At 55.4% G+C, this 19240-nt stretch carries 16 protein-coding genes and 1 rRNA gene; 5 read left to right on the forward strand and 12 right to left on the reverse strand.

The annotated features are described in order from the left end of the window. From J0X19_RS24305 to J0X19_RS24335, 7 genes are all read right to left on the reverse strand, one after another. Nucleotides 1-72, reverse strand: a 16S ribosomal RNA gene (locus J0X19_RS24305); the annotation flags it as partial. 460 nt (nucleotides 73-532) lie between these two features. Beyond that, nucleotides 533-2152: a DHA2 family efflux MFS transporter permease subunit gene (locus J0X19_RS24310; RefSeq protein ID WP_206987015.1), complete on the reverse strand. Its 1620-nt coding sequence runs from the start codon at nucleotides 2150-2152 to the stop codon at nucleotides 533-535. 22 nt (nucleotides 2153-2174) lie between these two features. After that, nucleotides 2175-2786 carry a hypothetical protein gene (locus tag J0X19_RS24315; RefSeq protein WP_206987016.1) on the reverse strand — a complete coding sequence of 204 codons (612 nt, stop codon included), beginning with the start codon at nucleotides 2784-2786 and terminating at the stop codon, nucleotides 2175-2177. A gap of 47 nt (nucleotides 2787-2833) precedes the next feature. Further along, a complete protein-coding gene (locus tag J0X19_RS24320; protein WP_206987017.1) occupies nucleotides 2834-4138 on the reverse strand; it encodes an HlyD family secretion protein in 1305 nt (434 codons plus the stop codon). A gap of 96 nt (nucleotides 4139-4234) precedes the next feature. Then, on the reverse strand, nucleotides 4235-5929 hold the full coding sequence (locus J0X19_RS24325) for a TolC family protein (RefSeq protein ID WP_206987018.1): 1695 nt from the start codon (nucleotides 5927-5929) through the stop codon (nucleotides 4235-4237). A gap of 544 nt (nucleotides 5930-6473) precedes the next feature. Then, the gene (locus tag J0X19_RS24330; protein WP_206987019.1) at nucleotides 6474-7184 is read right to left on the reverse strand and encodes an SDR family oxidoreductase; all 711 of its coding nucleotides are present in this window, start codon (nucleotides 7182-7184) and stop codon (nucleotides 6474-6476) included. A gap of 207 nt (nucleotides 7185-7391) precedes the next feature. Beyond that, the gene (locus J0X19_RS24335; RefSeq protein ID WP_242583396.1) at nucleotides 7392-8180 is read right to left on the reverse strand and encodes a helix-turn-helix domain-containing protein; all 789 of its coding nucleotides are present in this window, start codon (nucleotides 8178-8180) and stop codon (nucleotides 7392-7394) included. Nucleotides 8181-8599: 419 nt separating this feature from the next. Between J0X19_RS24335 and J0X19_RS24340 the strand changes: the two genes are divergently transcribed. From J0X19_RS24340 to J0X19_RS24350, 4 genes are all read left to right on the forward strand, one after another. Next, the gene (locus J0X19_RS24340) at nucleotides 8600-9361 is read left to right on the forward strand and encodes a ParA family protein (RefSeq protein ID WP_206987021.1); all 762 of its coding nucleotides are present in this window, start codon (nucleotides 8600-8602) and stop codon (nucleotides 9359-9361) included. Continuing rightward, a complete protein-coding gene (locus tag J0X19_RS24345; protein ID WP_206987022.1) occupies nucleotides 9358-9681 on the forward strand; it encodes a hypothetical protein in 324 nt (107 codons plus the stop codon). The genes J0X19_RS24340 and J0X19_RS24345 overlap by 4 nt, the downstream gene beginning before the upstream one ends. A 432-nt stretch (nucleotides 9682-10113) precedes the next feature. Next, nucleotides 10114-10242 carry a hypothetical protein gene (locus J0X19_RS25070; RefSeq protein WP_257573427.1) on the forward strand — a complete coding sequence of 43 codons (129 nt, stop codon included), beginning with the start codon at nucleotides 10114-10116 and terminating at the stop codon, nucleotides 10240-10242. Between the two features lie 178 nt (nucleotides 10243-10420). Beyond that, on the forward strand, nucleotides 10421-11461 hold the full coding sequence (locus tag J0X19_RS24350; RefSeq protein WP_206987023.1) for a replication initiation protein: 1041 nt from the start codon (nucleotides 10421-10423) through the stop codon (nucleotides 11459-11461). A gap of 1419 nt (nucleotides 11462-12880) precedes the next feature. Here J0X19_RS24350 and J0X19_RS24355 read toward each other — a convergent pair. Further along, a complete protein-coding gene (locus J0X19_RS24355; protein WP_206987024.1) occupies nucleotides 12881-13549 on the reverse strand; it encodes a recombinase family protein in 669 nt (222 codons plus the stop codon). 351 nt (nucleotides 13550-13900) lie between these two features. Between J0X19_RS24355 and J0X19_RS24360 the strand changes: the two genes are divergently transcribed. Further along, nucleotides 13901-14263, forward strand: a complete 363-nt coding sequence (locus J0X19_RS24360) for a hypothetical protein (RefSeq protein ID WP_206987025.1) — start codon at nucleotides 13901-13903, stop codon at nucleotides 14261-14263. 105 nt (nucleotides 14264-14368) lie between these two features. Here J0X19_RS24360 and J0X19_RS25305 read toward each other — a convergent pair whose 3' ends face one another. The 4 genes from J0X19_RS25305 to J0X19_RS24380 form a co-directional block, all read right to left on the reverse strand. Beyond that, nucleotides 14369-14752, reverse strand: a complete 384-nt coding sequence (locus J0X19_RS25305) for a spore germination protein GerW family protein (protein ID WP_206987026.1) — start codon at nucleotides 14750-14752, stop codon at nucleotides 14369-14371. A 554-nt stretch (nucleotides 14753-15306) separates the two neighbouring features. Beyond that, nucleotides 15307-16281, reverse strand: a complete 975-nt coding sequence (locus tag J0X19_RS24370; protein WP_206987027.1) for an alpha/beta fold hydrolase — start codon at nucleotides 16279-16281, stop codon at nucleotides 15307-15309. Between the two features lie 102 nt (nucleotides 16282-16383). Continuing rightward, nucleotides 16384-17379 carry an alpha/beta hydrolase gene (locus J0X19_RS24375; protein WP_206987028.1) on the reverse strand — a complete coding sequence of 332 codons (996 nt, stop codon included), beginning with the start codon at nucleotides 17377-17379 and terminating at the stop codon, nucleotides 16384-16386. A 60-nt stretch (nucleotides 17380-17439) separates the two neighbouring features. After that, on the reverse strand, nucleotides 17440-19086 hold the full coding sequence (locus J0X19_RS24380) for a DUF6298 domain-containing protein (RefSeq protein WP_206987029.1): 1647 nt from the start codon (nucleotides 19084-19086) through the stop codon (nucleotides 17440-17442). Nucleotides 19087-19240 lie beyond the last annotated feature (154 nt).

A 19240-nucleotide genomic window follows, 5' to 3' on the forward strand; every position in this document is an offset into this window, starting at 1 on the left:
CATCCGTTCGACTTGCATGTATTAGGCCTGCCGCTAGCGTTCATCCTGAGCCAGGATCAAACTCTCCATTGTATAAATTCTACTAATCCTACTCGAAAGTAGGACGATGTCGAGGCTGATCCGACTCATGCGTATTTTCTATTTAAGAAGAAAATTACGCTTGTACTTGCCGAGCCTAAGCTGGCAAGTACCTTACCTTATTGTCTTTCTCAATCATTCAAAGAACGTGTGTTTCTTCCAATTGAAGAAACGATAGATGCTCGTTGATAGAGCCTGATTCGGAACATCAGCTCGTGATGTTTTCGTTCACTTACCGTTTCATTTTCGTTCTCGACTAGAACCCTTTATCTGTAACGGGCTGCAAAGGTGTAGGAAAGATTTTTAACTTGCAACACCCTCGCTAAAAAAATTATTTTTATTTGAAAACGCCCGCATTTGCAGGCTTTCTATAATGTAGGGAAAGGAGCATTGAAATTTGCCTTCCCTGCCTTCACGCTCATTTAGCGAGTACCTCACGGTCCTTGCGGTTCGCTTAGCCAGCTGCGGCCGTTTCGCCGTCTTTACCAGGCTTGTTGGCGCGCATCATAAATACCAATGGTATTGAGAGCAGGCAGGCGAAACCGAGCAGGTAAAAGGAATCAACGTAGGAAAGAATGCTGGCTTGCTGCTGCACCGCGGCATAAATGGTGGCTTGGGCCCGTTGCGCGGCGTCTATCATGCTGCCATCGGCGGCGGCTTGGCTGCTGGTTAGGTTTTGCAGGCCGGTTTCGTATTCGGGGTTGGAGAAATTGAGGCCGTCGATAATACGACTTTGGTGAAACTGTGTGCGCCGGGCAATGAGGGTGGTAATGGCGGCAATACCGAAGCTGCCGCCCAACGACTGCGCTAAGTTGATGAGTGTGGCAGCCTGGTTGGTTTTGTTTTTGGCAATACCCACATAGGCAGCTACACTAATAGGCACGAACAGGAAAGCCAAGCCCAAGCTTTGGTACACGCGCGCCTTCGCCACACTGGCAAAATCAATATCAGAGCTAAGCACGTGCACGTAATTGAACAAGGCGAAGGCGCTGATAACTAAGCCAAACAGAATCATCCAGCGGGCCTGTACTTTCCCCGACAGCACGCCTACTACGGGCATGAGCACCAGAACTGCCGCGCCGCCCGGCGAAATAGCCAGCCCGCTTTTTACGGCGGTGTAGCCCAGCAGATTTTGCAGAAATAGAGGTAGTTGCGTTGAGCTACTGAACAGCACGGCGCCCACCGCAAACATAATAAGCACCGCCGCGGCAAAATTGCGGTGCCGAAGTAATTTCAGGTCGATAACCGGGTCTTTGGAACGCAACTCCCACACCACGCCCGCAACCAGCGCAATGGCTGCCACCACGCTCAGGCCGGTAATAAGGCCCGACGTAAACCACTCTTCCCGCTCGCCGCGGCTTAGCACAAACTGCAAGGCGCTAAGCCCCACGGCCAATAGCCCAAGCCCCACGTAATCGACGTGCAAGCCACCGGCCCATTTGGCGGCCTTTTCCTTCACGAGTGCTGGCGGGTCAGTCACCAAAATGGAAACCAAAAACGCCGTAATCATGGCAACGGGCACGTTCACGAAAAACACCCAGTTCCAACTGGCATTATCCACGAGGTAGCCACCGAGCGTGGGGCCAATGGTAGGCGCTACCACTGTGGCTACCCCATAAGCGGCAAATGCCAACCCGCGTTGCGCCGGTGGAAATGTGTCGGTAAGGATGGCCTGCGCCATGGGGGACAGCATGCCGCCGCACAGCCCTTGTATTACGCGCATAACAACCAGAAAACCAATACTCGGCGACAAGCCGCACAGCAACGACGTGGCCCCGTAGGCCAGCAAACAAATCGAGAACAGCCGCTTGCGCCCCACCACCGTGGCCAGAAACCCCGCCACCGGCAACACCACCGCCTTGGCCACCAGCTGCGAGGTAACCACCCACGTTACCTCGTCTTCGGCGGCGCTCAGGTTGCCGCCAATCTGCGATAAGGCCACCGAAACACTGGTATCATCCAGCACTTCCATAAACGTGGCCATGGCTACCGTCACCGCAATAATCCACTTGAGGTTGCCGCCTGTATCGGTGGCGGTGCCGGCGGGCTTCTTCAGGGTTTTGGCTGCACTCATGATGTGAACGTCGGGCAAGCCGCTACTGCGGCGTGGTGTGCAAATGGGTGCGCAGCCGCGCTACGGCTTCCTTGTAGTGCGCCACAAAGTCGGCCAGGATTTCTTCGCGGGTCACACTCTCGATTTCGCGGCCGGCGGTCCAGGTGGCAAGTGGCTCGATGGTTTTGGTGCGGGCCGGTTTTTTATCGTCCTTCTTGTCGCCTTTCTCTTCGTCGTCGCCTGCGGGTTCCTCGTCCGGCTCCGGCTCTTGGTTGTCCTCGTCTTTGCCTTGCTTTTCTTCCGCGTTGGCGGCCGGTTTGTCAGCCAGCTCGTTTTCTTCGAACCAGCAGTGGATATAGGGCGTCACGGCTTCTACGCGGGCTTCGGCTACTACGGCGTACTGAAACTCCACGGGCCCGTCGGGACGGTGCACAATCAGATAGATGCGGTTTTCATCGAGGCCGGTTTCGCAGGTGCGGCCGTGCTGGCGCAAGGCCTCCGCCGCTGCTTCCAGCGCCGGGCGCGCAACGTCGGTGTAGAAAGCGCCTTGCCGAACCAAGTTGTGGCTAAAGGCTTGGTTTTCGCGGTCTACGGTGGCAAAGAAATCGTTCAGATCTGTTTGCCAGCGCCCCGTTGAGGTAGGTTGGGTGTCCATGGATAGGTATCAGGTAAGTAGGGCGTCCTGCTGCTTGAGGCCGCATTTTATCTGTTGTCCACGTGGGAAGGAGGTGGGTTGTTGCTGGGCGCTACGGGTTTCTCGGTGGGCTCCACGCTGATGTCCACTTCCGGCACCACCGACATACCGGGGGCCAGCAAATGCAGGTTGGGCTGGCCATCGAACACGATTTTCACGGGAATGCGCTGCACCACTTTCACGTAGTTGCCGGTGGCATTTTCGGCGGGTAGCAAGCTGAAACGAGCCCCGGTACCGCGCTGGAAGCTTTCCACTTTTCCCCGGAAGGTTTCGCTGGGGTAGGCATCCACTTCCAGCTCCACTGGCTGCCCGGCGCGCATCTTTTCCAGCTGCGTTTCCTTGAAGTTGGCCGTCACCCACAACTGCCCGTAGGTAAGCGCCATCAATTGCTGCCCCACAGCCACGGTCTGCCCTTCGTCCACGGCTTTGCGCGTGACGCGCCCGGTTTGCGTGGCGTAGATTTTAGTGTAGGAAAGCTGGAGCCGGGCTTCATCGGCAGCGGCCTGCGCCTCACCGATTTGGGCCTGGGCTACGCTAATTTGTTCGGTGGCCTGGCGGTAGTCGTTTTCGGCCTGCGCCACGGCGGCCCGGGCCTGCTCTTGCTGGGCGCGCACGGTTTGGGTACGCTTACGGGCAGCGTCGGCTTGGGCGGCCGTGGTGCGGGCAGCGGTCTGGGCTTGGTCGTAGCGCTGGCGCGACACGGCATCCGTTTTGTAGAGCTCGGCGTAGCGCTGCTCGTCGCGGGCATCACGCGCGGCTTGCGCTTGGGCGGCTCGTTCTTCGGCCTGGGCCTGCTCCGAGGAAGCAATGGCGGCGGCCAGTTGGGCGCGCTGCTGCGCAATTACGCTACGCCGCGCCGTAGCAGCCTGCGCCGACGCTTCCCGCTGGGCCTGAGCACTAACCACCGCGGCTTGCGCCTGGTTGAGGCGGGCCTGGTAGTCGCGCGGGTCCAGTTCCAGCAGCAAGGTGCCCGCGGGCACCTGCTGGTTGTCGCGCACATACACGCGGCGCACCGTACCCGCCGTTCTAGAACTCACCCGCACGGCATCACCTTCGATAAAGGCGTTGTCCGTGGACTCGTGGGCGCGGGCGTGCAGGTAGTAGCGGATACCGAAGAACAAGGCCGCTAACAGCAAAACAAGGGCCATGATGACAAACCACGGCCGCTTATAAACAGGCGTTTTGGTGGTTTCGTCGGGTGCATCATCGGGCTGCTGCTCCACTCGGCGGCGGCCCCGGGCGCTAATATCCGGCGCGTCGGAGGGGTCGGCTACCTGCCGCCGGGGTGCAGGTTGGGTTGTGGGTTCTGCCATCGGGCGAGTAGTTGATAAGGATATAACTAATTCGTTACGTTCGTGCGGGGTGCCATTTTGAACCAACTCATCCACATTTTTGCTGGCGGCCTGCGGCTAAAGCCGGAAAGACTGTGCCGTACCGGTAGCCGCCGCAAAATTGAGCCGGGCCGCCCCGTACTGCGCCAGGGCCTGCACCCGCAGGGCCCGCGCGTTGGCTAAGCCTGCTTGAGCTTCAATCACCTCGGTGTTGTCGGCAACGCCGGCCCGGAAGCGCTGGGTGGCCAGTTCCAACTCACGGGTGGCCAGTTGAAATTGTTCCTCGCTAGCCCGGACCTGCTCGGCCCCTAAGCGCCACCCAACCAACGCCGTGCGCACGTCCTGCTCCACTTGCCCGCGGCTGTTGCCCAGTTGCCATTCCGCTTGCCGCTGCCGGCTCAGGGCCGCATTGATACGGCCGCGGGTGTAGCCGCCATCAAATACCGGCAAACTCAGTTGTACCCCATACGTGCGCGTAGCGCGGTCATTGCGGAAGGGCGTATTCGCCGACTGGCCGTAGTCACCGACGGCATTGACGGTGGGGTAACGGGCCGCTGCGCGGGCTTTGCGGTCGAGGGCCCGCTGCTCAATGGTTTGCTCGGCAATACGGGTGTCCAACCGGGCCGTAAGGGCTTGCTGCACCGCCACATCTAGGAGCGGCACGGCTTCGGTTCGCATAACTAGGGAATCGGTAAGTTGAGTGGCACTGCCTTGAGGCAAGCCAATGGCACGCTCCAAATCGAGGCGGGTTTGTTCGGCGTTGGCCTCTGCCTGTACCACGCGCAGGCGTTCCTGGGCGGCGCGTGATTCTGCCCGTACCACGTCAATGCCATTGGCCACCCCGGCGTTGCGCTGCTTTACGGCTAGTTCTCGTAGGGCAGCGGCTAGTTGGTAGTCGGCGCGGGCGGCCTGTACTTCCAGGTTGCTGCGCTGAGCGGTGAGGTACGCCAGGGCCACAAACGTAGCTACTTGCTCGCGGGCTAATTGGGCGGTCAGGTCGGCAACTTGCACGGCCGCTTTGCTGCTCTTGTATTCGCGGAGCGCCGCTAGGTTGAGGATAGTCTGCGAGAAGTTGAGGCGGGCATCGAAGGTATTAAAAGGACCCACGAAAGAAGGAATAGGAGCCGCTCCGCCCCCCATGCCACCAGCCATTTCGTCTCCACCGCCTCCCAGGCCCTGCGCGGCCAGGTTGAGCGTGCGGTTTTGCTGGTAGGCAGTGCCCGTGATATTGGGGAGCAGAAAAGAGCGCACTTGCTGCTGCAAGGCCCGAGCTTCCTCGGCCCGCTCAGTGGCAAGCAAAGTGGTCAAGTTGTTGTCCAGGCCGATGGCAATGGCATCAGCCAGATTGAGTTGTTCTGGAGCTACAGTTAATACGCGGGCTGCTCCCGCTTGCACGCCTTGGCTGCTTGAGTTGCGTAATGCTCCGCCCACCGTGGCCCGCGGCGTAGTGGTGCCCCTGGGCTCACCCAAGACACCAGCACCAGTGCCGTCCGAAGCTGCCAGCGCGCTGCCTGCACTGCCTTGCCCCGTTGCGCCGCCCTGGCTCCCAGTGAGGGCATTGGGGCGGAGAGCAGGAGTGGGTGCTGCACTTGACTGCTGCTCGTTGGTTTGCTGCATCTGCTGGCGCCGGCGCTGCAATTCCTGTTGCTGCTGCTGGCCGGCGGGCGGCCCCCCAAACCCCTGCTGCTGACTACCGCTCGACGACGGCGCGTTGCCGGGCGCTGTTGCTGGAGGAGAGCCTTGGGCACTCGCTTCAGAAACTACAAGTGCCAACTGACACAGCCATATCACTGAAGAAACCTTCCAGCATCTAGCGTTGATAAGCACATTCATGAAAGGAAATAGGCAACGGTGGATACTTGCTAAACCAGCAGCCCACTAACACCGGGCTCGTAGCATCTGAACGATAAGAACAGATTAGCGTTGGTTTTTCTGGGCAGTTTCCCTACGCACAGCCTCCACAATGCGCTGCCTTTATACGCTGGGCCTGAATCCTATGCGGCAGTAGCTCACAGTAGCTCAATGGCAGCCAACGGGACTTCGGCAAACTTTATTTTGCTCTGATTTGCGCAACTTCAAGCAAGCCGCAAGCTCGACCATTGATCGGGCTTGCGGCTCTTTAATTCCCTCAACATCCACTCAGCGCGGGCCTACCACTGGCAGCAGCTTATCAAGCTATTAGATTGCCAAATGCACAAGGACACAACATTAAAACGCTGGAAATCATAAAAATGCAGCAGTTGTGCAAGAAAGTATAATGCCTGCTTATCAAGCGAAGCAATGAAGGCCGATACACTTACTGGTAGCTGGCAGATGCTCACCAAGGCAGGGAAGCCGTGGAAGAAGAACTGGTGCCGGTGGGGCCATCGGCGGGTAGTAAGGCCAGCCGGATAGCCTCGGCCGCTCCCTGGGCGGGGGTGTCTGTGCCTGCAAAGCCATTCAGGTCGGTGGCGGTGTAGCCGGGAGCGGCCGAGTTTACTTTAATAGCCGTCTCCCGCAGCTCATAAGCGAGCTGCACGGTGAGCATGTTCAGCGCGGCTTTCGAGGCGGAATATCCCAGCAGGCCCCAGTCGTTTTGGCCACTCAGGGTGAGCGAGCCCAGCGGACTGGACACGTTGACGATGCGCCCCGCCGCGGCTTGCTTTACCAGCGGTAAAAATGTTTGGGTGACGGCTAGCGTGCCCAAGAAATTGGTTTGCAACGCTTGCTCGACACTGCGCACGGCCGCCGTGCTAGGTGAGCCGTCGCCGGCCACATTGATGCCGGCATTGTTGACTAAGATGTCGAGCGACCCTTCTTCGTGCTGTATATACGCGGCTGCCGCGTCGAGCGTCAGTTGGTTAGCTAGGTCCACTTCGAGGAAATGGACGTCGCCGGCCGCTGCCAGTTCCGCTACGGCTTGCTGGCCTTTGGCGGCCTCGCGGGCCCCCAGATACACCCGGCAGCCGGCCTGTAGCAGCCCCCGCACTATTTCGAAGCCGATGCCTTTGTTGCCGCCAGTGACCAGCGCAATTTTCTTGTGTGCCATGTTGCCTGTGGGTTTGGCCTCCTGCAATAGCGAGGCGAGGTAGTATTACCCAAAGGTCCGGCTAGTAGGCGAGCAGTAAACTTCGCCAATCAACCCATCTGTTTTAGATTTCAAACATCTTCTTGCGTGCAGCAACGAAAGTCAGCAAAAACCTACCGGAACCTCGTGCTCTCAAGAACTCAACGTAACGTTCTGGCAAGTTTTGCATTAACTCCCGAACACAGCTAGCCGCCGGAAATCCCCTGGCGTTTGGCCGGCATGGCGCTTGAAAAAAGTACAGAAGTGAGCCACATCGGCAAAGCCCAGGCTATCGGCAATTTCTGAAACGCTCCAGGTGGTTTGCTTCAGCAAAAGCTTAGCTTCCTGCACCAAGCGGCGGCTGATGAGGGTAGTGGTGGTGTAGCCCGTCGTTTCTCTTAGTACGCGGTTGAGGTGATTGACGTGCACAGCTAATTGGTGGGCATAGTCGGTGGCGGTGCGCAGGCGCAAAGCAGGCTGTGGGCTGTGGCGCGGAAACTGCCGCTCCAGCAATTCCGTGAAGCGGGCGGCAACTCGTTCGGCGGCGCTGTGCGTGGCCAGCGGGGCGGGGGCCGGTTGTAGCTTCTGCACCAAGTGAATCAGCTCCCACAGGTAGGTGCGCAGCAGATCGTGCTTGTAGGTGTAACCCGACACGAGTTCATGCGCCATTTTCCGAAAAATAGCTTCGAGCGTCGCGCAGTCGGCTTCGGTTACTTCCCACACCGGGTAGGCCCCAGGCTGAAAAATCGGTAATTCCGCCAGCACCACCCCGGTCCGGGCGGGCAGCAGAAACGCGTCGTTGAAGAGGCAGCAATAGCCCGCGGGCGTTTCGGTGAGCGGCCGCCACCGGTAGGGTACGCGTGGTGTTACCAAGAACAAAGTATTGGCCCCGATGTGCGGAGTCTGGTCGGCGTACTCCACTTGGCTACGCCCACGGCAAAGCGTGATTTTGTGGTAAGCCCGCCGGGTGAACGGCATTGGTGGCCCTGGGGGGATATCTGCTAAGGGAAATACATTGAAATGCCCTGCGCTTTGCCCCATATCCGGCGGCGGCAAGACGCCGGCGGCGGAGTTTGCGGTAGGTGCACACGCCTCGTAAAAAGCAGCTAGAGAGTTCGGTTGCATACGAGCAATAGTACGAATCGAAAGGGCGGATGGGCGGCGCAATAAGCAACAGAAATGACGCCCTGCCGTTGGCAACAAGCAGCCACTTGGGTTTTCCCTGGCCTCTCTTTGCTTGGTTCAATATCTATGACAGGGCATCCTACCAAAGCACAACCATTCACTAAATTCCAACAATTCAAGCAGTGGTAACAATTGTTATAATTTAATGAATTGTCACAATTGTTACCACTGCTTGAATTTTTACAATTTATACCATTGCGTATATTGCTGCCATGCAGACAATTGTTTTTTCAAACCATAAAGGCGGTACAGGCAAGACCACTTCCTGTTTAAATGTCGCTTATGCTCTTGTTGAAGCTGGTAAAACGGTCCTTCTTGTCGACTGTGATGGTCAGTGCAACTTGTCCCAAAGCTTTGCATACCGCCCAACTGAGAGTAAAACAATCGGTGCGGTACTGCTCGGGCAAGCTAGTTTGTCGGATGTAGTTGCAGAAGTAGGGGAGGGGCTGTACTTGATTCCGAGCTCTTCTAACTTATCTGAAGTGGAAGAACGCATTAGCAAGAAGCCAGGTGCCGAATTTGCGCTAAGCGAAGTACTAGAAGAGGTGGAGGAGATTGATTTCTGCCTAATTGATACACCAGGGGGACTTGGGAAGCTTACCTATGCAGCCTTAACTGCAGCTGATGCAGTATTTATCCCGGCGCAGCCGGAGTATTACGGCATCGAGGGACTGGTAGGCTTGCTCGATGTGTGCCAGCAAGTACAGAAGCGCTTGAACAAGAAACTGAAGATTGGCGGGCTGTTTTTCACTCAGTACAATCGGAATGATAGGCGACGGGCTCAAAGAGACATGGTGAATCTACTCGAAGCGCATCCGCTGTTCGGCCCCTTGGTGATGCAGACGACCATTCGTCCTAATGTGAGTCTGGTAGAAGCACAAATTGAAAAAGAGAACATCTATAACTGGGCTCCCCAGTCGGCTGGTGCCCAGGATTATCAAGCTCTTACAACTGAAATACTTTCCCGGCTATGAGCGACGGCAAAAACAAACCCCGGTTTGGCAACAAAGTACTTGCCTCTATCACAGAGCGAATTGAACCACAAGCCCCTTCTACAGAGGCGCCACCTGTAACTGAGGAAGAGCCGCCTCTGTGGGTGTCCTTTACTACGGCCGTCACTCGCGAAACCTACATGAAGTTGAAACAGGCTGAGTATTGGGAGCCGGCGTTTCTTTTCAAAGAGGTTACCGAGGCCGCCCTGCTAAAAGAACTGAAAAACTACCCAAACGCGGAAAAACCTTTGCCTCCGGCGGCCTTGGAAAAGCTTTTGCGTAGCAGCAAGAAGCTGCGGTAAGCTCAAAAATCACGCAAGGCTTCGAGGGAGCTTACGTTCAATAAGCCTGACTATGTTCTTGTTAGGGGTTGGTTGGCGAACGGTGCCATTTTTCACGTAGATGCTTTTCAGGACATGAAGACGAGGGTTGCAACGATGTTAGAGTGCCATTTTTCACGCAATTGCTCAGAGAGATTGTCCTTTTGAATCACGAATTCCGTTTTGCTCGATTTGAATTCGAAAAACGCGCCTTACATTCTTAAAAGCCCTTTTTTTGGGTAGCTTCTTGCGGAAAACCAACCATTGATTTTTTATTTTTCAAAAAAACTGAACCTATTCTGTATTCTTAAGCTATTCTTTTTTATATTCTATATTCAGGGAGGCGTAACTATCTGTTTATCAAGCAGTAGCAGCCAAAACCTACGTGAAAAATGGCACTCTGCTGCGTGAAAAATGGCACTCTTCTACGTGAAAAATGGCACCATCTACGTGAAAAATGGCACTCTGCTGCGTGAAAAATGGCACCATCTACGTGAAAAATGGCACCACTACGTGAAAAATGGCACTCGTAGCCTGAAGTGACAATCAGCCCACGTGAAAAATGGCTTTCTGCTGGCAGAGCATCTACGTGAAAAACGGCACTCTTTACTTTGAAGCATCCACGTGGAAAATGGCCTCAGTCTTCTAATTGCGTGAACCCCGCTGACTTTTCACGTATATCCGTTTATCTTCGTTTGCCCCCTTGGCTTCTCCCCCACTCATGGTGCCTACAATTATTCCTCCGCTTTATCCCCGGGCTTACCAGGCTAACGCCCTTGTGCGTGCTCCCCTTAAGTTGACCCATATAGAGGCTCGCATTTTTGCGCTGGCGTTAGGTTGTATTCACCAGGACCAGACTGAACTACCAGGCATATCTATCCCTTTGAGCCGCGTTATGACTCAGAAAAAGGGCGGGAGCATCTATGAAACCATTCGCGACGCTTGTAAGAGCTTGATGTCGAAAGTGGTTAGTATCGAGTCGCAAAACGGTAATAAAAAGCGTTTTACAGCCTACTCTATCATTAGCTACATTGACTTGAACGAAGGCACCGGCTACCTGACCGGCAACTTTGCGCCTGAAATCAAGCCATTTCTCCTGCAGCTGGCCGAGCAATACACCCACGTAGAGATTGAAACGTTACTGACGCTTAAATCAGCCCATGCTCATCGGCTGTACTGGCTACTCAAGTCGTGGGATGATGTCGGGATTTGGGAAGTGGACTTTGATACCTTGCGCAAGCAAGTACTTGGAGATGACAATGATGTAACCTACACGCTGTTTTACGACTTCAAGCGCTACGTGCTTGAGCCTGCTCTGCGTGAGCTTTATTCGTTGGGGTGGGTGGTGACCTACGAGCCAGTGAAGGATGGTAAAAAGGTGAAAGCAGTGCGGTTCACTATCCCTAAGCCACTAGCTCAAATTAAGGCGGATGGTATTTCTGAGCTTGATCAAGCGAATAAAGACGCGAAGCAGTCCAAGGGCGGAGAAAAGCAGATGAGCTTGGCTCTACAAGTTGAGCTACCCACGCTGCAACAGCGTATCGTTACACGTTTACAGAAGCTAAAGATGACCGCCGCGCAAATCCAGCATATATTGGATTTTATAGGGGATGATGAAACGAAAATTGCGCGACTTATGAAAGTAAGTCACCCGTTGCTGCGTGATTTTGAAGTTGGTAATAAGGTTTTTGACAACTTGGGCGGCGCAGCTATTAATCTACTAAAAACTGAATTCCCAGGTTTGTACTCTATACTTAAATAAATACCCAGAAGATGAATATATGGCTTATATTAATAGTAAAAAATAGTATTTAACCGCAAAACGCGTTATCTGGTTTTTTACTAAAATATACTCGCTTGAGCAGGGTAGAAGAGACTGCCACATTATATGTTGCAAACCATCCTTATACCCTATACAAATAGGTTACGGCTTCTGATAGATACCGTACGGCAATTCCGGTTTAGCACTTTATTAACCCCTACCGTACCTATAATATCCCTTCCAAGTACACCGTGGCCGCGGCGCTGCACCTGCTGAATTTCTCTCCCTCAGTAATTCCGCTTAGAAGAGAAATTATGCTTGGATCTTGACTATCCTGTAATAGATAGGACCCGTTTAGCAGTAGCCAAACGGGTCCTCTATATCACAAAACCCTTCCCCTCAATCCTCATTGCAAAGGTAATAGCCGGCTTCGCTGGTTGGACGGCTGACCCGGTATAGGAGCAACAGGCGCCGGCCAATTCGGTGATCTGCTCGGTCAATGGCACGAGCAGCCACTACGCAAGGCATTAAGCAGTACATAAATCAGTTATGGAGTGAAGCCCGCTCCGTTGTTGAATCTCAATTTAATGCCAGCAACCAACACTCGTCATCAACTCAACGCGGTAGGTGCTGATGAGCGGCACTCACGTATCGCTGAAAGCACACGCAGGCAGGATTAGTACACTGATACCAATGCTGATGCGGAGCGGCCACCAGTTTGCGAAACGACGCGCATTGCGCATCTAGGCAGCGGTGCCATTGCAAGGGCGTAGACGGAATGGACTGTCTACTGGGAAAGGAAAGAGGATCCAGGCGCATCATAGAATGAACAAGCTTGGTTGCAGAAGGGAAGGTGCTACAGCAGCAAACATATAATAATTTGAAACATGAATCATATTAATGTTATAAATAAGTTGAATAATACAATAAAGTTTTCTCCATTATCGTCTGGTTGTAGTAGGTGGGGCATTTGCAATCACCAAGCGGCAGCTACTCGCTATCAGAATCAGTGGTTCTTATAAGTATACCGTGGCTGTTTCATGCCGATGGCCAGCTGATCGAGTTACGTCACCACAGCTGTTGACTGTTGGCTATAAGCAGTATTAGAGGTAGCTCATGCCAGAAACCGCTTCAATTCGCTTCGGGCGTATTACCGCATAATGGCAACTTCCTGAATAACTTCTTCCGCGGGGTCCATTGCATAGGAAAGCTTATCTGCGGCCTGAAGTAACAGCAGACGAACACCCGGGTGAGGCCCTTTTCTCAGGTGAAGCCCATGCAAGTGATACCCCCTAGTGGCAGAAAGCACCAACTGCTGGTCGGCTGGAACTGTGCTGTTACAGCAGACTGAAAACCGGTAAAATACCTCCTGCAGCCCGGCCCGGTGGGACGAAGCTACCAACACCGGCAACGCGTAGCCTATGGTAAAGCCCGTTTCAGCAGCCGCTGCACCGACATCTTCCAGAAGGCTTGCCCGCGGCGAGTGCGGAAGCCTGCTTCGTTGAGTTCGGTGGCAATCTGCTGCAAGGAAAGGCCCTGCTTGTGCAGGGACAACGCCAACCGGCTGGCTTGTCGATTCTGGGGATGCGCGGCGGCATTAGCCTGACGTACTTGCAAACTCTTGGCAATATTGTCGGGCGTTAGCCTGGCGTGGGCGCCCATTATTTCCCCTCGGGCCTTCTTGGCCGCCAAGGCATCCTTTGTGCGCTTGCTGATCATCTCGCGCTCATGCTGGGCGATGAGGGCGAAGATGCCGACTGTAAGCGTATTGGCATCAGGCATATCACAGCACACGAAGTCCACCCCACTGTCGCGTAGCGCTAGAATGAAGCCCGCATTCCGGCTCAGCCGGTCGAGCTTGGCAATGAGTAGCGTTGCGCCTTGCTGGCGGGCAGCGGCAATAGCAGCCAACAGCTGGGGGCGCTGGTTTTTCTTACCGCTCTCCACTTCCACGAACTCAGTCAGCAGCTGACCCGGCTGCGGTGCGAAGGCATGTACGGCCGCCCGCTGGGCTTCGAGGCCTAGGCCGGACTGGCCTTGGCGCACAGTAGATACGCGGTAGTAGGGAACGTAATGAGCAGGGAACATGAAGCAGGCCAAACCGAAATGAGACGACAAGATATGCACTGCGTAACGTTTAAGGAACGTTCCTTTCTTAAACGTTACGAGTTCATTGAGCTATATTTCATCTCATTAGTGCGACTAAGCCTACGGATGAGTTTTCGTAGGAAAACAGAATCGTGACGCTCTCGTTTCGCGGGCTAAATGGTGGCTTAGCATGTTTTTGCGTTAATTGTATTTTACTTAACTAGTATGCACTCACGTTCACAGAGTATTTTATAGGTTTCGTCTAATACCAATCTATCATCATTAACGTGAGTGGTTACTTTGCCCTTGTAAAGTACACACTACTACACCATACTCCTCACCTTTACCTATATGTCATCTCCAAAACAAGCTGTTAAAGAAATCCTGGAAGCCCTGCCGACCCTGTTGGCAGTAGCTGTAGTGGAAACCGAAACTGGTATGCCGCTGGCAGCACACTCCAACATTGCCGATTTCGATATCGACACGGCTGCGGCTTACAACACGGAAGTGGTAAAGCAAAAGCTCAAAGCTATTCAGGCCCTGAAGCTCAACCAGACCGTGCAGGACATTCTGCTCACGCTCACGGATCAGTTGCACGTGATTAAGCTCTCGCCCACGGGAGACAAGTTCATTTATCTGGCCGTTAATGCCCGCGACACCAACTTGGCGGTTGCCCGGCAGATTCTCAAATCCCAGACTTCTGTACTGAACTAGTTCTTTTTACTTTCTAAGCAAAAAAGCCCGTTGGTAGTGCCAACGGGCTTTTTAGTTTATTCCTTTCGGTAGGGTAAAAGGCGAGCAGTTGTGCTGCTGAATGTTTTATTTCCGCTTTGAGAGTAGCTTTGGAACGCTCCGCAGCAACAGTAGCGCAACCAAGCCACTGACCGCTACCAGCGGTACCGCCGAAGAACGAATCCGCTTGAAGCGCGCTCGTCCTTCGCGTAGTTCAATGTACCCAACGGGCGTCAGCGATACTCCCCCGCCTCCACCCGAGCCCCCGCCAGCATGGGTGCCTGCTTCTTGTTGCTTTTCACCGCTGCCCCCTCCTCCACCGAAGCCATAGCGGGCTTGAGCTACGGGAATTACAGTTACGCCTTCACGTTCGATAGGCGGGCCGTAGATAGCCTGAGCGGAAACAGAAGCACCAAGTTGTTGAGCTAGCTTCTCCGCTAAAGAAGATGGTACAGAAGGAAGTGAGGACATAGCGCGAGTGGAAAACAAAAGTGTTACGGGGGTTATTCAGGTTAATAAGATGTTGGAACGACTTATAAAAAGTGGTTTTTCGACTTTAGCGTACACCCTGCATTCTTGGAATAATCTGCTTGCGTTATAATCTGCCTTCACTTGATACTTTATCGGTTTTGAGCTTGTACGTATGATGCCTAAAGGGACTGTTTCACGTGTCCGGCCGGCAAATGGCTATGCTTTAAAAGCCCTGATAAGCAGCGGGGAAGCGGCACCCAGATATAGTAGCACTATTGGGCTTTCTATCAGAATTGCTCCATCTACGCCACTATCTCCTGTTTCAAGAAGCCTTTTCTGGGTGCGAATACGGCGCAAGCTTATTAGAAGGGAGGAAAGGTAACCTAATGGAGTAGGAGTTTCGCAATAGCCACGAGTTGCTGTAGACTGTTCACCTGCCACAAAGTCGTTATTTATTGCTTGAAGCCCTGCCGCAAGCGAGGCTACTACCTGCGGCGCTATAATTTCTTTGCGTAAATCCTGTAAGCTCGTCTCTCTGACCGACCGTAGAGTAGCTAGAGTTTGCCAGTACCCCGTATGGTTTCTATGAAATGAATAATGGTTTGCGTGAAGGCGGCCGGATTGTCGAGGTTGGCGACGTGGCCGGCGTTGGGCACTACGGCTACTTGCGCGCCGGGCACGAGCTTCTTTAGTGTTTCGTTATCCTGCTGGCGGGCGGCTGATTCACGTGCACCAGCCAGCAACAGCAGCGGTACCTGCACCGGGTGGGCCTGGAGTTGGGGCATGAGCGAGCGGCCGAGCAACACGCGGGGTTCCACGTGCAGCGGCTGCCACATTGACCAATCCTGCACCATTTGGCGCAGCAATGGCGCCGACCGAACGGAATCCGGGCCGCTTGATTTCAGCAACGACTTCAGCCACTGAGCTTTGAAAGCGGCGGTGCCGCGCGCTTGCAGCTGCGCAATTTCAAGGCGGCGGCGCGCAGTTTCGGCTTCCGTAATGGGCTCTTCGGGGCCCGGCCTAGGGTAAATACTGCCGCTGCACGACACCACCGACAGCACGCTTTTGGGGTGCAGGGCCATGAAATCGACGGCCACAAAACCACCGAGCGAGACACCTACCAAATGGGCTTTGGGAATATGCAGGGCTTGGAGCAACTGGTACAGGTCGTCGGCGTGCAGGAACTGCTGGCCTTCCACGGGCAACGACGACAAACCGTAGCCGCGCATATCGTAGCGAATAACCCGGTAGTGTTGCGCCAGCTCCGCTACTTGCGGGTCCCACATGCGTCGGTCGAAGGAATGGCCGTGCAGTAGCACTACCGGGGTGCCGCGCCCGGTTTCCTCGTAGTACAGCTGCGCGCCCGGAATGGCAATTTTGCCTTTCTTACCGGCTAGCGCGGCCGTGGTTGGGTGGGCTGGCTTTTGGGGCTGCTCAGCCGATGCCTGAACGCAGGCTAAGCCAGATAGCAGCGCCAGGCAAGAAAGCAGGAGCCAGAACCAGCGTTGTAGGCGTGAAGCTGAAGACATAAATTGACTGATAGGTCGACTTCTTGGAAGTTGTTCGAATTAGTAAGAAAGGCCGTCAGAACCATGTGGAGACGCGCCACTTAGCTCAACCATTTTCTAAGATTAGCGCTTGAAAACCTTGCTTAAAAAGGTTGCTGTGTAGTCCAGCGTTGTTGCAAACCACGGCGTAAACAGGGGAAAAGTATGCGGCGTATTGGGGAGCGTGTGCACCTCGTGGTAGATGCGAAAGGCATCCAGCTTTTCAAGCATGTCCTCCCGGCCGGCGTGCATCCAGGCAACGGAGCTGTTGATAAACAGCACGGGCGGCGTGTGGGCGGTTACGTGGTTGAGGCTGGACGCTTGCTGCCACAGCTCCGGCTTTGTGGCGGTGGAAGCCCCAAACCAAAGGGTGCCCGCCGAAAGGCTTTTACTGTCGTCGCCCTCGCGCGACTCGGGGTGAATGAAGGCCAGTACCCCATCCACATCCACGATGGCCTGCACGCTGCTGGAATGGCTGGTGTTACAAGCATCCCCCTCGAATTGCTTATCGCCATTGGTGGTGCCGACCAGCGCCGCGAGCTGCCCACCGGCCGAGAAGCCCCACACCGCAATTTTGGTGGTGTCGATGGGGTATTGCTTGGCATTGGCCCGCAGCCAACGGATGGCCGCTTTCAAATCGTGGACCGCCGCCGGGTACAGCGCTTCGGTGGAAAGCCGGTACTCGGCCGTGACGGTCACGTAGCCTTTGGCGGCGAGCTGCTGGGCCAGGGGCACGTGCTGCGACCGGTCGCCGGAGCGCCAGCCGCCGCCGTGAATGAACAGCACCGCTGGGTAGCCTCCTTTCCGCTTGGCCTTCGGGTAGAATATATCCAATTGCAAGTTGCGCGCCCCTAGGGTGCAATACGTTACGTTCGTTTTCGACTGAATACTAGGCGGCACCGCGGGCCGGGCAATGCGAGCCTCAGGATAAGTTTTCTGGATGTAGCAGAAGGCGCTGTACACCGTAAAGGAGGTGTCGCGCGGGGCCGGAAGCTGCTGCGCCAGCGCAGAACCCGCTAGCAGCGGGAAGCCGAGCAGGAGCAATCCGGCTAGCCGGAACAAGGAATGGGGAGAGTACATAAACAACGCAAACAATAAACTCAATGAGGTTGCTACCCGCACGCTAACCAAGCCGCTTACCTATTCAGGGGTGGCGGTTAGGAGCAGCAGCCAATTTCGCGGGGTCGGTTTTTGGATGGCATACCCCGCTTGTAGCTTTCTGGTCGGGCCGGCTGGCTGCATACTTTCCGTGAGCGGGTCGTACCAGATGCCGGTGTACGTGGCGTTTGAAACGGGCTGGGAAAACGTTATTTCGGCACCAGAAAGCGAGTAAAGCAGCACCGTTGAACGGCTTGCTTCGGTGAGGCACCAGGTCTGGGTGCTGTCTTTCAGGAAAGAATTGTCGGGCTTCAGGTGCATCAGCCTAGATGCCAGGTGTTGCTGCACGAAGGAGGCGAAGGTGAGATGCCCGTTGCCTCTGTCCTTAGTGCTGCCCATGACAACCTGCGCGCCGCCGGCCATCAGGCTCGGAATGGGGCTGATGTCATTGGCAATGGACACCACGGCTTTGTCGGGAAACCGGGTGGTGTACTCCCGCACCTGGCGGTACAGCAGCTCCTGAGTGGTGGGCAAGGGGTAGTCGCTGGCTTGCAGAAAGGTCTCACTTACCATTTCCCGGAACGAGCTGTTTTGCCCGCCCGGAGGCGCCCACAGGGCATCCCCGTTGGAAAAGAGCCCGTCGGGGCGGTATTGCCAGTAGCGGGTATCAATTACATCCACCTGTCTGGCGAGGTCGGCATGGGCCAGGATGGCATCGGTAATGTCCTTGGTGGTGTTCAGGACCACCCGCACCGTGCGGTTGTTTTTCCTTTCCCATTCGCCCACCGTTTGCAAGAAAAACTGCTGAAAGGACAAGGGGCCGCTGAATTGAAAACCCAGGTTGAAGAGGATGTTTTGGCTGCCGCCCAACTCATCCAGCGTATGAACTATATACGCGCGGTGCAGGTCGCGCAACGAGGCATTGGTGGGGTCGTAAAACTCGTTGCCGAGGTGCAGCCGCGCCCACGGCTTGGCCGGCAGCGGCTCGGGTAGCTTGGTTTGGTTGATGTTGTTGGTTGGCCGCCAGGGGTAGTCCACCCAATGCGTCACGTACTCCAACAGGTTGTGGGTGTCGTAGAAACTGTAGTACAGCACCAGCCCATTTTCGTCGCACAAGCGGGCAAACTCCTTGACGCGGTTGAAAAACCAAGGGTTGTAGGTGGTGAGGTCGAACTTGCTGAGGCCGTCCCAGGCCTTGCCTTGGCCGCTGCGGGCCCAGGGCATCTCGTAGAAAGGCGCCCACACGTTGCCATCAGGGCGGGCCCGCACGGCGTGGTCGTCGCGGCGACGGTCGTACCACAGGCCGGTGAGGCTCTGGTAGAAGCGGTTGTCCTGTTGGCGCAGCGTTTTGGCTAAGTCCGACAAAATCTCCGTCAAGCCGGGGCCGTCCTTGCCCGGCACGTAGCGGGCGGGCGCGAACTCGGCCGGGGCCACGCCCAACTGCCGCGCCACGAAGGCCACATCGGCCGCGTGGTAGCGCGTGGCCACGTAGAAGCGCTGGCTGATCTGGAAGTAGCCCAGTTGCAGCACGAACCCGACCCGGTTGACCGGGGCCAGCATCCGGGCCAGGTGCGGCTCGGCCCACGCGGGGACGGCAAAGACCCAGGCCTGCTCGGCCGCTGGTACCAGCGGGGGCTGCTCGTAGAGCTCACGTTCCTTGCCAAGGTGAATCCGCAGGTGCGTAGCCATAAGCTACCCAAAAGGCGATGGTGTAAACGACCGTTATTTCTACCCACCAATGATAGCGTTAACTTCCATGTAAAGGTATCGAAAACCGGTACCTTTACGAAGCGCATTTACCTTATCGCTAACCTGCCCGTTTTGCCCATGCTATTTGGCTACG

Origin of the sequence: Hymenobacter telluris (genome assembly GCF_017313265.1) — a bacterium.
In the GTDB taxonomy this organism is placed as follows: domain Bacteria; phylum Bacteroidota; class Bacteroidia; order Cytophagales; family Hymenobacteraceae; genus Hymenobacter; species Hymenobacter telluris.

Excerpts from the sequence above, each read along its gene's own strand:
- J0X19_RS24310 (WP_206987015.1), bottom strand. The coding sequence starts at position 2,152 with ATGAGTGCAGCCAAAACCCTGAAGAAGCCCGCCGGCACCGCCACCGAT.
- J0X19_RS24315 (WP_206987016.1), bottom strand. The coding sequence starts at position 2,786 with ATGGACACCCAACCTACCTCAACGGGGCGCTGGCAAACAGATCTGAAC.
- J0X19_RS24320 (WP_206987017.1), bottom strand. The coding sequence starts at position 4,138 with ATGGCAGAACCCACAACCCAACCTGCACCCCGGCGGCAGGTAGCCGAC.
- J0X19_RS24330 (WP_206987019.1), bottom strand. The coding sequence starts at position 7,184 with ATGGCACACAAGAAAATTGCGCTGGTCACTGGCGGCAACAAAGGCATC.
- J0X19_RS24335 (WP_242583396.1), bottom strand. The coding sequence starts at position 8,180 with ATGCCGTTCACCCGGCGGGCTTACCACAAAATCACGCTTTGCCGTGGG.
- J0X19_RS24340 (WP_206987021.1), top strand. The coding sequence starts at position 8,600 with ATGCAGACAATTGTTTTTTCAAACCATAAAGGCGGTACAGGCAAGACC.
- J0X19_RS24345 (WP_206987022.1), top strand. The coding sequence starts at position 9,358 with ATGAGCGACGGCAAAAACAAACCCCGGTTTGGCAACAAAGTACTTGCC.
- J0X19_RS25070 (WP_257573427.1), top strand. The coding sequence starts at position 10,114 with ATGGCACTCTTCTACGTGAAAAATGGCACCATCTACGTGAAAAATGGC.
- J0X19_RS24350 (WP_206987023.1), top strand. The coding sequence starts at position 10,421 with ATGGTGCCTACAATTATTCCTCCGCTTTATCCCCGGGCTTACCAGGCT.
- J0X19_RS24355 (WP_206987024.1), bottom strand. The coding sequence starts at position 13,549 with ATGTTCCCTGCTCATTACGTTCCCTACTACCGCGTATCTACTGTGCGC.
- J0X19_RS24360 (WP_206987025.1), top strand. The coding sequence starts at position 13,901 with ATGTCATCTCCAAAACAAGCTGTTAAAGAAATCCTGGAAGCCCTGCCG.
- J0X19_RS25305 (WP_206987026.1), bottom strand. The coding sequence starts at position 14,752 with ATGTCCTCACTTCCTTCTGTACCATCTTCTTTAGCGGAGAAGCTAGCT.
- J0X19_RS24370 (WP_206987027.1), bottom strand. The coding sequence starts at position 16,281 with ATGTCTTCAGCTTCACGCCTACAACGCTGGTTCTGGCTCCTGCTTTCT.
- J0X19_RS24375 (WP_206987028.1), bottom strand. The coding sequence starts at position 17,379 with ATGTACTCTCCCCATTCCTTGTTCCGGCTAGCCGGATTGCTCCTGCTC.
- J0X19_RS24380 (WP_206987029.1), bottom strand. The coding sequence starts at position 19,086 with ATGGCTACGCACCTGCGGATTCACCTTGGCAAGGAACGTGAGCTCTAC.